The 13,422-nt window shown below is 46.5% G+C and carries 10 protein-coding genes; 7 read left to right on the top strand and 3 right to left on the bottom strand.

Features of this window, described 5'->3' with window-relative positions; translation table 11 throughout:
• The first annotated feature begins 40 nt into the window (after nucleotides 1-40).
• Nucleotides 41-1,411 (top strand): alkaline phosphatase, encoded by a 1,371-nt coding sequence (locus MOX91_RS06285; protein ID WP_370397229.1) that lies wholly within the window; start codon nucleotides 41-43, stop codon nucleotides 1,409-1,411.
• Nucleotides 1,412-2,530, top strand: a complete 1,119-nt coding sequence (locus tag MOX91_RS06280; protein WP_370397228.1) for a YibE/F family protein — start codon at nucleotides 1,412-1,414, stop codon at nucleotides 2,528-2,530.
• Here the strand turns inward: MOX91_RS06280 and MOX91_RS06275 are convergent.
• Genes MOX91_RS06275 through MOX91_RS06265 form a run of 3 tightly spaced genes read right to left on the bottom strand, consistent with a single transcriptional unit; the run spans nucleotide 2,527 to nucleotide 4,317 of the window.
• Nucleotides 2,527-2,652 (bottom strand): hypothetical protein, encoded by a 126-nt coding sequence (locus MOX91_RS06275; RefSeq protein ID WP_370397227.1) that lies wholly within the window; start codon nucleotides 2,650-2,652, stop codon nucleotides 2,527-2,529. The two genes, MOX91_RS06280 and MOX91_RS06275, sit on opposite strands and share 4 nt — an antisense overlap.
• A gap of 19 nt (nucleotides 2,653-2,671) precedes the next feature.
• Nucleotides 2,672-3,625: a phosphotransferase gene (locus tag MOX91_RS06270; protein ID WP_370397226.1), complete on the bottom strand. Its 954-nt coding sequence runs from the start codon at nucleotides 3,623-3,625 to the stop codon at nucleotides 2,672-2,674.
• Complete coding sequence (locus MOX91_RS06265; RefSeq protein ID WP_370397225.1) at nucleotides 3,622-4,317, bottom strand: nucleotidyltransferase family protein; 696 nt, start codon at nucleotides 4,315-4,317, stop codon at nucleotides 3,622-3,624. The genes MOX91_RS06270 and MOX91_RS06265 overlap by 4 nt, the downstream gene beginning before the upstream one ends.
• A gap of 122 nt (nucleotides 4,318-4,439) precedes the next feature.
• Here MOX91_RS06265 and MOX91_RS06260 point away from each other — a divergent pair, with 122 nt between their 5' ends.
• From MOX91_RS06260 to MOX91_RS06240, 5 genes are all read left to right on the top strand, one after another.
• Nucleotides 4,440-6,086 carry a peptidylprolyl isomerase gene (locus MOX91_RS06260; protein WP_370397224.1) on the top strand — a complete coding sequence of 549 codons (1,647 nt, stop codon included), beginning with the start codon at nucleotides 4,440-4,442 and terminating at the stop codon, nucleotides 6,084-6,086.
• Nucleotides 6,087-6,308: 222 nt separating this feature from the next.
• Nucleotides 6,309-9,554: a carbamoyl-phosphate synthase large subunit gene (gene carB, locus MOX91_RS06255; RefSeq protein ID WP_370397223.1), complete on the top strand. Its 3,246-nt coding sequence runs from the start codon at nucleotides 6,309-6,311 to the stop codon at nucleotides 9,552-9,554.
• A gap of 4 nt (nucleotides 9,555-9,558) precedes the next feature.
• Nucleotides 9,559-10,677: a carbamoyl phosphate synthase small subunit gene (locus MOX91_RS06250; protein WP_370397222.1), complete on the top strand. Its 1,119-nt coding sequence runs from the start codon at nucleotides 9,559-9,561 to the stop codon at nucleotides 10,675-10,677.
• A 147-nt stretch (nucleotides 10,678-10,824) separates the two neighbouring features.
• Complete coding sequence (gene shc, locus MOX91_RS06245) at nucleotides 10,825-12,813, top strand: squalene--hopene cyclase (protein WP_370397221.1); 1,989 nt, start codon at nucleotides 10,825-10,827, stop codon at nucleotides 12,811-12,813.
• Nucleotides 12,810-13,379 carry a TetR/AcrR family transcriptional regulator gene (locus tag MOX91_RS06240; protein WP_370397220.1) on the top strand — a complete coding sequence of 190 codons (570 nt, stop codon included), beginning with the start codon at nucleotides 12,810-12,812 and terminating at the stop codon, nucleotides 13,377-13,379. The genes shc and MOX91_RS06240 overlap by 4 nt, the downstream gene beginning before the upstream one ends.
• The last annotated feature ends 43 nt before the right edge of the window (nucleotides 13,380-13,422 follow it).

Genomic DNA, 13,422 nt, shown 5'->3' with positions numbered 1-13,422 from the left:
CTTGCTTAAAACGCCGTGCAAACTTTATTGTTTTTTTGTCATGTTTAAGCGTTTGATTTTTTTAGTCTCCCTTTTTTTGATGGCTTCTTCCGTTTTGTTTGCGGAGCAGCTCAAGAGGGCTAAGTATGTTTTTTTGTTTATAGGAGACGGAATGTCCCTTCCGCAACGCATGATTGCGCAGAACTACTTAAAGAGTTTGGGCGGGGATGATTTGCTCATAAATTCGCTTCCCATACAATCCATAACTTTCACTAAGTCTGCCGACTCTTTGATTACAGACTCCGCCGCGAGCGCGACTGCCATTGCCTGCGGGGAAAAAACCAAAAACCATTACATCGGCGTCGATTCAACCGGAAATCCGCTGACATCAACTGCGTATGTGGCGAAAAAGTCGGGCAGAAAAGTCGGAATTATAACCTCCGTCACCTTGACCCATGCGACGCCCGCCGCTTTTTACGCCCATAATTCAAACAGGGGCAACGAGTATGAAATTGCTCTCGATTTGGTAAATTCGGGTTTTGATTATTTTGCGGGCGGAGGAATTGCCCAACATGACAACAAAAACGCTAAGTCTTTTAAAGGCGACATCTATTCGCTTGCGAAAAATTCAGGCTACTCCGTTTTTGTGGGGGAAAAAGATTTTGCCGAAATATCGGGGCAAAAAAAGGTGATAGCCGTTGAAAACAAGGGCGGGGCGATGCCTTATTTCATCGATAAAAAGGACGGGCTTCGCCTTGCGGACTTCACCCGCAAGGGCATCGAGCTTTTAGACAACCCGAAGGGATTTTTCATGATGGTAGAAGGCGGCAAAATAGACTGGATGTGCCACGCAAACGATGTAGCAACCACCATTGGCGAAATCTTGGAGTTTGACAGGGCGGTTGGCGAAGCCTTTGCGTTTGCAAAAAAGCATCCTAATGAAACGCTGATTGTAATAACCGGAGACCACGAAACGGGCGGGCTTACTCTTGGCTTTGCGGGCACGGGCTACAAGCTCTATCCCGAAAGGCTGAAAAACCAGAGTTGCTCTTACGACTCTTTTAAAAACAAAATAAAAGATTTCGTAAAATCAAATTCCGAAGCGGTTTTTGACGATATTAAGCCGATAATTGAAAAAAGCTTCGCTTTAAAATTTGGCGCGCCCAAAGATGAGCCAATGCGTCTTTCGACTGCTGAAACGAACGAATTGAAGTCGGCTTTTGAGCGTTTGAAAAAAAATCCCGATTCCTCCGCGCTTGCCAATTCCGCCCTTAGAATTTTCAACAACAAGGCGGGAATTGCTTGGACTTCAAACGCGCACACAGCCCTGCCGGTCGCGACTTCCGCTTATGGGGTGAATTCATCAATTTTTAGCGGAATGTTCGACAATACCGACATCGCGAAAAATTTAAAGGCAGTCTTGGAAAAATAGATGTCGCGTAAGATAAAGGCGCATGATTTTATTTCCGTAATTATTTTTGCGGGAATTTGTGTTTTTCTGTATTTTTTGGATTTATATCCAAGCGTGGAAGACGGGCTTGGGCAGAAATGCAGTGCAAAGGTCGTTAAAGTTGACAATTCTTCGATTGACGAAATCGGGATTTTGAAGAAGGGCTACCAGTCGCTCAAAGTTGAAATTCTCGGCGGTTCCTTCAAGGGGGAAATTTTTGAGGCACGCAACATTTTGCGCGCTCAGATGGATCTTGACAAAATGTTCAAGGAGGGGGACGTAGTGTGGGTTTCGATTTTGAACGGCTCAGACCCCAAGGCTGACGTTATAAACGCGCAGGATTATTACAGGAAGGATTTGACAATATGGCTCTTTTTAATCTTTGCAGTGCTGCTTGTGATTTTCGGTGGATTTGTCGGGTTTAAGGCATTGGTTTCGTTTGTGCTTGCCTGCTTTGTCATTTGGAAGCTTGTTGTTCCGCTTTGCCTTATGGGGTACAGCGCGATATGGGTTTCGCTTTTTGCAGTGTTTATTTTGACGGGGGCGATTTTGTTTTTGGTTGCGGGATTTACGCGCAAAGGGCTTACTGCGTTTGTCGGGGCCATGGCGGGAATTTTTGCAAGTTGCGTGATGGCGTCAGTCTTTACAAAATTATTTTCGATAAACGGGGCGGTTATGCCGTTTTCGCAAGCCTTGCTTTATTCGGGCTTTGAGCATTTGAACTTGTCGGAGCTTTTTATTGGCGGGATATTCTTGTCGTCATCGGGGGCGGTGATGGATTTAAGCATGGACGTTGCCGCTGGAATGCAGGAAGTTTATTTGCGCGACAAAAGCATTTCTTTTAAGGAGCTTGTGTCGGCGGGGTTCCGCATGGGAAGAAGCGTTGTGGGCACGATGTCAACCACTCTTTTGCTGGCATACGCGGGTGGGTATTTGACGCTTATGATGGCTTTTTTGGCTCAGGGCACAAGCCCCGACGATTTCATAAACAATCCCTACGTGGCTTCCGAGTGCGTAAAAACGATAGTAGGCTCTTTCGGTCTGGTTTTGGTTGCGCCGCTTACCGCGCTTGCGGGCGGATTTTTTATAAGAAAGCTTTAGCTGAAAAATTCCATCCACGCGATAAGCGCAAACTGCATTATTGCCATAATCGCCACGAGCGTGTAGCAGAATATGAAAAAATAACTGCGGCGCATTTTGCGTTCTTTTACTGTTTGAGACATGGAATGGAAGTTTTGGCTTTTATTTCGTTTCTTCAAGCTTTTTTTGCGCAATTTCGGCGATTTCAAAAGTTTTGGCAAGATTTGCGTTTCTTGCGCATTCCTTTAAATTTTTCAGCGCAGGGGCGATGTAGTTTAAGTATTCGGGCTTGTTTTTGACGCCGCTTAGGTAGGCGTACGCTCCAAGAGCCTGCATGAGCCTTTGCGAAGACGCCGCATAAAAGGCGTTTTTGTCGAAAGCAATTTTACGCGTTTCGCAGTAGAAATTGGCAAGCTCCTCGCGGAGTTCGCCTGCCATCTTTTCGCAGTATGGGTCGAACAAAAGAGAGCCCAAGTCGTACCAAAACGAGCCTAAGCGCATTCCTTGAAAATCGATGAAAAACACATTTTCGCCATTTACAATCACGTTTTGCGACTGTAAATCGCGGTGTATCAAAGCCTGTTCTTTAAGTATTGGGCTGATTTTCTTCCACTCTTCAAGAGGCCTTTCCAAGTTCAGCTTTAATCGGTTTTCAATCAGGTTTTCAAAAAAATAATTTCTCTCCCATTCGTAAAGGCTTTCGTCAAAACCCGCCATGAGTTTTACGGGATTTTTTAAGTGCGCTTTTGTGGCTTCTTCGTGTAAGATTGCGGCGTTTAAAAGGGCTTTTTTGTAGAATTTCGATATGTCGGATTTTTCCGCGGTTTTGCAGAAATCGAGCAGGTCGGTTTTGCCAACGTCCTGCATTACAAGCATTCTTTTATGCTTGTCGTGAAAATGTATTTTGGGGACGCTCACACCGTTTCGGGATAGAAATTCGGCGATGTCGGCGTACAGAAAGTTTTCTTCTTTTTCTCCCGAATACTCGCAGAAAATGAGACTACCCAAATTCTTGTCGGAGAATCTGAAAAACGCGCGCGCGCTTCCCCCTTTTTGGATTTTTTCAAAACCGCCAAGCATCTCAAACCCAATAGACTTCAAAAAATCAGCGTTCATTTTATTTTTTCGTATTCCGACGGAGTGCCTATGTCTGTCCAGTTTGAATTGTCCTCGTATGCTTCGACGGAGTTTTCGTAAAGCTTTATCATTTCAAGAAGGGATTTTACTGTAGAAAACTTCTTTTGCGGTGTATTCTTTACGATGTCCAAAAATTCTTTTTTGCAGGCAAAAATTCCCGTAAACTGCATAAGTTTATCGTATCTTGCGCCGATTTCAAAACGCATATCCGAAACGCAGCCGTTTTTTACCGCCACGTTTTTGTTTGCGCCTTCGCTTCTTAAAATAAGAGAGGCGGATTTTTTGCTTTCTTCAAAATGCCTTATGAATTTTGAAATGTCGCCTTCCCAAAAAATGTCGCCGTTATAGACCAAAATTCCGCTTTCGCGACAAAAGAGCGGAAGTATGTTTTTTAAGCCTCCGCCCGTGTCGAGCAATTCAGGCTCGTTTACAAATGTAATTTTTGCTCCGCCGTAATATGGAGACGCAAAATATTCCAAATACTTTTGCGGGGCGTGGTGGGTGTTTATGATTATGTTTTTTATTCCCGCCGCCGTCAGCTTTTCAAAAATATGCTCGATTAGCGGCTTTCCCTTCACTTTGAGCATAGGCTTAGGGGTGTCTGCCGTGAGGGGGCGCAGGCGCGTTCCAAGCCCCGCTCCGAGAACAAATGCCGTTTCCAATTTTGCCATTTGGTAAGTCTTTTTTATAAAGGCGTTTTTTTCAAGCAATTTTAAACGATTATGATATTTTGTTTTGTTGACATATCTTAAAAAGCCTTTAAGTTTTACCGTTTAAAATTTATATTGCATTTATGATTACTTGGATACAGGTTTTACTTCAAAAGCACCATAAAGTTGTTTTTTCTGTGCTGCTTTTCGTGATTATCATAGCTTTCGTGTTTACGATTGGCTCTTCCATTCCGTTCTTCGGCGGCAACGAAGCGTCAGCGACGGTAAATAGAAAGAATTTTTACGGCTACAATCTCGACGACCAGTACCAGATGGCTCAGCTCCAACGCCAGGCTGTTTTGGATTTGCGCCTTTCGGACGCGAGGATTGACCAGAATTCGCTTACGGAAGCAATGCTTAAAAGCGCGTATTTGGGCTATGTCGCGAAAAAAATGTGCGTAAACCGCATTTCAAATTCAGAATTTGAAGCTTTTGTAAAGTCTTTGCCCAAGTTCCAAAAAGACGGCAAGTTTGACGCCGCCGCATGGAAGGAATTTTCAACCGCGTTTACAAAGAGCATGGCACTTGACGAAGACAAGTTCGCGGCGATGATGGCTTCTGTCGCGGTTGTGCGCTCGATGGAAAAGCTTTTTGCGGGTCCGGGTTATGTGTCCGACGTTGAAGTTTCGCGCTTTTACGAAGAGCAAAACGGCGTTTGGAATGTTTTGGTCGCGTCTTTAAATTACGAAAAATTCAATCCTAAGACAAAGGCGACAGAGGAAGAATTGCAGAAGTATTTTGAGCTTAACAAGGAGTCTTTCAGAGTTCCAGCCGCGGTTGCTTTGGATGTCGCGTTCATTCCCGCAAAGGATTTTGCGGTTGCAGATGAAAATTTCAGCGAAGAAGAAATCGAAAAGTTTTACCGTTCCACAATCCGCAAGTATTTGACGCAGGACGAGAAAGGCATTAAAGCCAAGGACTTGAAGGACGTAAAGGCGGAGGTCGTAAAGGACTTGAAAAATGCAAACGCAGTAAACCGCGCTCTTTCCAAGGCTGACGAAATTTTGACCGGTATTTACGATGCCGACGTCAAGTTTGCTTCGGCAGAGTTTAAGAAAATTCTGTCGGACGCCAAGCTCGGCTTGAAATCCCTGCCCTTGGTTCGCCCCGACGAAAAGAAGCCCGACGGCATTCCCGCCGAAGTGTTTGACGCAGGCTTTGAGCTTAACGAACAGAAGTTTTACTGCGATCCCGTTGCCGCCGAAGACGGGGCGTACTTGGTGTTCTTCCGCGAAAGCAAGGCGTCTTATCTGCCTGAATTTGCGCAGGTTAAAGCGGAAGTGGAGCGCGCTTATTTGGCTCAGAAAAAATCCGAATTGTTCTCCAAAAAAGGGCAGGATTTCGCCGAAAAAATGAAGGCTTCCAAAGCTGACGCCAAGGCATTTGAAGCGGCGGCGAAAGCGGACGGCTTTGAAGTAAAGGACATTGAAAAGTTCTCGTTTGCAAATCCGATGTCAATGGGCATGGAAAACGCGAAGTTTTACGGAGCATTGGCAAGAACTTTGCCCATGATGAAGGCGGGAGAAGTTTCGCCTATGGTTACTTTGTCGGGCGAAGGCTTTGTTGTTTTTGCAAAGTCTTTTGCCGCTCCCGATAAAAACGCTTCAAAAGCCGAAATCGAAAAACTTGCCCGTCGTGCCCGCGCGGAATTTTCGCAAGTCTCTTCGGGCTTTATCATAAACCACTACATAAATGCGGGAATGCCCAAAAGCGCGGTTCCCGAGGAATAGTTTTTTAGTTTTTTCAAGCCCCGTTTTTTTCGGGGCTTTTTTTGTGCCCGCATGTTTTTTCGCGAAGAAATTATTTTTTTTGCGTATAATTCCATTTTTGTAAAAACATTACAATTTTGTAAGTTTTTCAAAAAATTAAGACATATTTGTATTAGTGTGTTGACATTGTTTTAAAAAGCTTTCCAATACATTTTTCAACGGAATTATAAGCGTTGAAAAAATATGGCAAAACGTACAGATATTAAAAGTATATTGATTGTAGGCTCAGGGCCTATCGTAATCGGCCAAGCTTGCGAATTTGACTATTCGGGAAGCCAAGCCTGCAAAGCATTGAGAGAGGAAGGGTACAAGGTAATTCTTGTAAATTCAAATCCCGCCACAATTATGACCGACCCCCAGATGGCGGACGTAACCTACATTGAGCCTCTCACTCCCGAATCATTGGAAAAAATCATCGCAAAAGAACGCCCCGACGCGCTTTTGCCGACTTTGGGCGGGCAGACAGGCTTAAATCTTTCCACGGAACTCTACCGCATGGGCATTCTCGAAAAGTACGGCGTGGAAATGATTGGCGCAAAGGCGGAAGCCATCGAGAAGGGCGAAGACCGCGAAAAATTCCGCGAAGCGATGATAAAAATCGGTCTGGACGTGCCTAAGAGCGCAGTTGTCCACACTATGGAAGAGGCGGTAAGCTGGATTGAAGAGCACAAGCGTTATCCTGTAATTATAAGACCGAGTTTTACTTTGGGCGGCACGGGCAGCGGCATCGCCTACAACCGCGACGAATTTGAAAGAATGGTTGCATTCGGTTTGGAAGCCTCTCCCGTCACTGAAATTTTGATTGAAGAAAGCCTTATAGGCTGGAAGGAAATCGAAATCGAAGTAATGCGCGACAAAAAAGACCAGTGCATCGTAATTTGCTCCATTGAAAATTTCGACCCCATGGGCGTCCATACGGGCGACTCAATCACCATTGCTCCCGCGCTGACTTTGACGAACAAAGAATACCAGCTTATGCGCGACGCCTCTTTTGCAATCATTCGCGAAATCGGAGTTGAATCGGGCGGCTCGAACATCCAGTTTGCGGCTGATCCCAAGACGGGCAGGATTGTCATTATCGAAATGAATCCGCGCGTATCGCGCTCATCCGCGCTCGCTTCTAAGGCTACGGGTTTCCCCATCGCAAAGATGGCGGCAAAACTCGCGGTCGGCTACACGTTGGACGAGCTTAAAAACGACATTGTAAAGACAATTCCCGCAAGCTTTGAGCCTACGGTTGACTACATCGTAGCAAAATATCCGCGCTTTGCATTTGAAAAGTTCGTGGGCGCGGACGACACTTTGACAAGCTCCATGAAATCCGTCGGCGAAGTTATGTCGATTGGCAGGACTTTCAAGGAGGCTATTCAAAAGGCAATCCGCTCCTTGGAAATCGGCGCGCGCGGCTTGGGCGGCGGCGGAAAGTTCGGCGGCTTTGAAGTTTCGGACATTTCTGAAATCACAAAGAATTTGGTGCGCCCGACGGCAAACAGAATGTTTTATATCCGCTACGCGCTTTTGGCGGGAATGGCAGAGGAGCAAATTTGCGAGCTTACCAATATCGACCCGTGGTTCATACGCCAAATATCAGAAATTGTCGAAACCGAAAAGAATTTGCGTAAATCGGGTCTTTTGAACATGACAAAAGAGCTTTTGCAGGAGGCAAAATCTTCGGGCTTTACCGACTTGCAGATAGCCGACATCTGCTCCACGAAAATCCGCAACATCAAAAAATTGCGCGAAGAATGGGGTATCAACACTGTTTACAGGCTTGTTGACACTTGCGCAGGAGAATTTAGCGCGGTAAATCCGTATTACTATTCCACCTACGGCGCGGAAAGCGAAATCAAGCATTCCGACAAGAAGAAAATCATGATTATCGGCGGCGGTCCGAACAGAATAGGGCAGGGCATCGAGTTCGACTATTGCTGCGTCCACGCCTCGTTTGCGCTCCGCGAAGCGGGATACGAAACAATCATCGTAAATTCAAACCCCGAGACCGTTTCAACCGACTACGACACTTCCGACAAGCTCTTCTTCGAGCCTCTTACTCTTGAAGACGTTTTGGAAGTTTACAAGCAGACAAATTGCGACGGCGCAATCGTCCAGCTCGGCGGGCAGACTCCGCTAAACTTGGCGAGCGAGTTGAAGGCAAACGGCGTAAACATCATCGGAACTTCCCCTGAATCCATCGATGCCGCCGAAGACCGCGAAATATTCAAGGAAATTCTCGACAAGCTCCATTTGAAGCAGCCCGTAAACGCGACTGCAATGAATCCCGAGCAGGCTTACGAACTTGCGGGCAAGATAGGTTTCCCGATTTTGTTAAGGCCAAGCTTCGTTTTGGGCGGAAGAGGCATGTTCATCGTCTATAACATGGACGATATGAAAAAGGTAATCCGCGAGGCATTTGAAGCGGCGCCAGGCAAGCCGGTTCTTCTTGACAAATTCCTTGAAGACGCAATCGAGCTTGACGTTGACGCAATTTCAGACGGCGAAACAACCGTTGTTGGCGGAATGCTTGAACACATCGAGTACGCGGGCGTGCATTCGGGCGACGCGGCAATGGTGCTTCCCCCGCACACGCTCTCCGAAAAAATGCTTGAAGAGGTGCGGCAGGCAACTTACGCCCTCGCAAAGGAATTGAAGGTTGTCGGACTTATGAACATACAGTTTGCGATAAAGGACAACGAGCTTTATTTGCTTGAAGTAAATCCGAGGGCATCGCGCACTGTTCCGTTCTGCTCGAAAGTAATCGGCGTTCCGCTTGCGAAAATCGGCGCGCGCGTAATGGCCGGCGAAAAGCTGAAAGACTTGGGCTTTACAAAGGAAGTGAAAGTTCCTTTTGTCGCCGTAAAGGAATCGGTGTTCCCGTTTGTGCGTTTCAGGGGCGCGACTATTATGCTAAGCCCCGAAATGCGCTCCACAGGCGAAGTAATGGGCTTGGGCCCCGACTTGCTGACTGCCTTTGCAAAGAGCCAGGACGCCGCCCAGCCTTCTCTTCCAAAGTCGGGCAACGCATTCTTGTCGGTTAAAGACCACGATAAGCCTATGGCTTTGGAAATTGCAAAGAGGCTTGTTGCTCTCGGCTTTAAGCTTTTCTCGACTTCGGGAACTGCGAAGCTTCTTTCTGAAAACGGAATACCCGTAACCCGCACATACAAGTTGAACGAAGGGGCGCGCCCGAACGTCATCGACATGATTAAAAACGACGAAATGGATTTAATCATAAACACTCCGTCCGGAATGACTCCGCGCCTTGACGAAAACAAAATCCGCCAGGAGGCATTGCTTAAAAAAGTTTGCACAATGACTACAATGATGGCGGCAAACGTCGCGGTAAAGGGCATAGAGGCAATGCGCGAAAAGGAAATGAGCGTGCAGTCTTTGCAAGATTATATGAAAATGGTTAACGGTTCAAAGGAATAATTTTATGGGTAAGGCAATTTTGGCATTCGCCGACGGAACAGTGTTTACAGGCTCTTCGTTCGGCGCAAAGACAACCAGAGTGGGCAAGGCGACCTTCAACAGCGCGGTTATGGGCTATCAGGAGCTTATAAGCGACCCCGCAAGCGCAGGGCAAATCATGGTGCTTACCGCGGTTGAAGTCGGAAACTATGGCGTAAATTCAGCCGACGCGCAAAGCGGCAGGGTTTGGATTGAAGGCTTGGCTGTTATGCGCAACAGCTCCATTGTAAGCAACTGGAGAAGCGAAGGGTCATTGAACGATTATCTCGTTTCAAACGGCATTCCGGGCATTGAAGGCTTGGATACTCGTGCAATCGCAATGAAAATTGTGCGTGACGGCGCAATGGGTGCGTGCCTCTCAACCGAAGATATTTCGGAAGACAAGGCGGTTGAGCTTGCGAAGTCGTGGAATGGCTTTGGCGGCAAGGATTTTGGCGCGTCTTGCAAGTCTCAATACAAGTTTGACGATTCAAACATCGCTCCGTTTTCGGTAAGCGGCACCGATATTTACAAGTCTGTCCGTAAAACGCCCCTGAAAAAATGCGCAGTCATTGATTTGGGAGCGGCAAATTCAATTTTGCAGACGCTCGCGTACAATGGCTTTGACTTGCAGGTTTTCCCGTCAAGTGCGGAAGTTTCGGAAATCGAGGCGTCAAATCCCGACTGCGTGTTTGTTTCAAGCGGAGCGGGTTTGGTTTGCGCCTCTGTTTTGGAAAACATAAAGGCTCTTCAAAAGAAATATCCCGTTTTGGGCATCGGCTTGGGGCATTTGGCGATTGCCATGGCAAACGGCGCGAAAATCCGCGAACTGAAATTCGGGCGCAAAAACAGCCAGCCTGTAAAGAATGTCGCAACCGATTTAGTGAGGGTTTCGGCGCACAACATAGATTTTGTGGTTGATGAAAATTCGCTCGAAGGCACAGGTTTGGAAGTTTCATATGTCAATATAGACGACAATTCCATCGCGGGGCTTAAAAGCGAAAACACAATGTCGGTTATTTTCTATCCCGAAGGCACGAAAGGCCCTAAAAATTCAGATTCGGTTTACGAGGAATTTTATAAATTCGTTTCCGAAAGGCGTTAATTTTTTTATTGCAAATCAAAAACGCCCCCTGAATCGGGGGCGTTTTTTTTTGCATTAAAGCGGAAAATTTGCGGGTTAAAAAAAGTGAACGATTGTTCACTTTTTTATTTGACAAGTGAACAATCGTTCACTTTTATTTCCCGAATAATGGACAGTGTAAAATCAGAAAATTTAAAAGAATGTTTGAAACGCGCAATCGACTGGCTTTATAAGAACCAGTACGAAGAGGGATACTGGAACGCACCTCTTGAAACCAACTGTTGCATGGAAGCGCAGTGGATTATGGCTTCGGTTTTCTGCGGCTTTGAAAATCCCAAAAATGCCGCGATTTTGGAGTACATCAAAAACAACCAGAGGCAGGACGGCTCTTGGGACGTCTATTTCAACGCCAATAACGGCGACATAAACACGACCGTTGAATGCTATTACGCCCTGCGCATAACGGGGTCTTCTCCCGACGAGCCTTATATGAAGCGCGCGCGCGAATGGCTTTTGAAGCACGAATGGCAGAAGCACATAAGGGTTTTCACAAAATATTGGCTCGCGCTCTTTGGCGAGTGGGATTGGGACGAAACTCCCGAACTTCCTCCCGAAATAATATTTCTGCCGAAGTTTCTGCCGATTAACATTTACAGGTTTGCATGCTGGGCTCGCGCGACAATGATGCCGCTTACGATAGTCCTCTCGCAAAAGCCCGTAAAAATTCTCGATGAAAAATTAAGGTGCGACGAGCTTTTCCCGAACGGCAGAACATACAAGCAGTGGGGATTTTCAAACCGCGACACAAAATTCTTTTCATGGGAAAATTTCTTTTTGGCAAGCGACAAGCTTTTGCGCGCCTACAATAAATTTCTCGGGTGGAATCCGTTCAGAAAACAGGCAAAGCGCAAGGTTATGGAATGGATTTTGGAGCATCAGGACGAAGATGGTTACTGGGGCGGCATACAGCCTCCGTGGATTTACGGAATAATCGCAATGCACATAAGCGGGTTCGGCTTTACGCAGAAAAATATGGAGCTTGCCTTGAACGCCGTCAATTTGCACTGGTCGGAGCCGAATGAAAAGGGCATACGCATAAAGGCGAGCGAAAGCCCCGTTTGGGACACGATGCTTGCGCTGAACGCGCTTCTTGACGCGGGCGAAAGCTGGGAAAGCGAGGGAGTCGCAAAGGCGGTCGATTATCTTTTGAAAAAGGAAAACGACCATTACGGAGACTGGGCGGTGCTTGTCGGGAACCAAGTTAAGCCGAGCGGATGGTCTTTTGAAAGGGCAAACAAGTTCTACCCCGATATCGACGACACGGGAGTCGCGATTTGCGCGCTGAAAAAATTCCGCAACATACTGCCCGATGGCGACGCGCGGATTGAAAAAATTGATTCCGTCATTGAGCGCGCAATAGGCTGGATTTTGGCAATGCAGTCCGAAAACGGCGGCTGGGGCGCATTCGACAAGGACAACAACAAGGAAATCGTGATAAAAATCCCCTTTTGCGATTTCGGGGAAGTTTTGGACCCCCCAAGCGCGGACGTCACTGCGCATATTGTCGAGGCTCTTAGCATGTGCGGATATTCCAAGGAGCATACCGCAATGAAAAATGCCCTGAAATTTTTGTACGACGAACAGGAAAAAGACGGCTCTTGGTTCGGCAGATGGGGCGTCAACTACATCTACGGGACATGGTGTGTTTTGACCGCTTTGGCAAGAGTGGGAGAGACAGTCGAAAATCCGCGCGTAAAAAAGGCTCTCGACTGGATTTTATCAAAGCAAAACGAAGACGGCGGTTGGGGCGAAACCGCGGAAACTTATATGAGTCCGTCAAGCGCGGGAAAATCGGGTGTTTCAACGGCGTCGCAAACCGCTTGGGCTTTGATTGCGCTCGGATCGTTCGGCTATGGTGATGAAGCGTTCGCAAAAGGCATAAAATTTCTGGAAAATTCGCAGACAAAAGAAGGCACTTGGGAGGAATTTGAATTCACTGGGTCGGGCTTTCCAGGCTACGGCTTGGGGGCGAAAGTCGATTTGCAAAACGGCGCGCCCCTGCCGCAGGGCAAAGAGCTTTCGCGCGGATTTATGCTGCGTTACGGCTATTACTGCCATTACTTCCCGATTATGGCAATTTCAAAGGGCTTGAAATGAAAAACACGAAAGATTTAATACTCGCAAACACTTTCGTATTGCTCTTAAAAAAAGGCTATGACAGCGTTTCAATAAGCGACATTGCCGCAAAAATCGGTATATCGCGCGGCTTGATTTACAAGTATTTCGACGACAAGTCCGAATTGGTTTTCGAGTCGTGCAAGAAATTCTTTTTGGAGGAATTTTTAACGGACATCGGGGAAATTTCCTTGGAGCAGTGCATAGAGCAGTTCATAAAAAACTTGAAACGCGTCATTAAAATGCTTTCTGAAATCGCGGGCGAAAAGATAGACGTTCTGAAATATAACCTGCTTTACGCGGAAGTTCTCATGCGGGATTCAAGGCTGAAAAACTCCGCGCGAGAATGGTCGCTGTTTCTGAAAAAAAATGTGCTAAACAGGGCGAGAAAAAACGGAGAAATAAAAAATATTTCCGATGTGTTTATACAGAACGTGTTTTTGGACATACTTGGCAGGGTTTCATGCCTTCACGAAACTTTGCCTGAAAATTGCATAAACTCAATCATAAGCGACATTCGGACTTTTTATAAACTCATAAGGGCGTAGATTTTTTTGGAAAATCGAAAAATTTTGCTTGCGTAAAACGTCA

It is taken from the genome of Intestinicryptomonas porci (assembly GCF_033971905.1).
GTDB classification, from domain to species: domain Bacteria; phylum Verrucomicrobiota; class Verrucomicrobiia; order Opitutales; family Intestinicryptomonadaceae; genus Intestinicryptomonas; species Intestinicryptomonas porci.
This window is presented reverse-complemented; position numbering and strand designations above follow the sequence as displayed.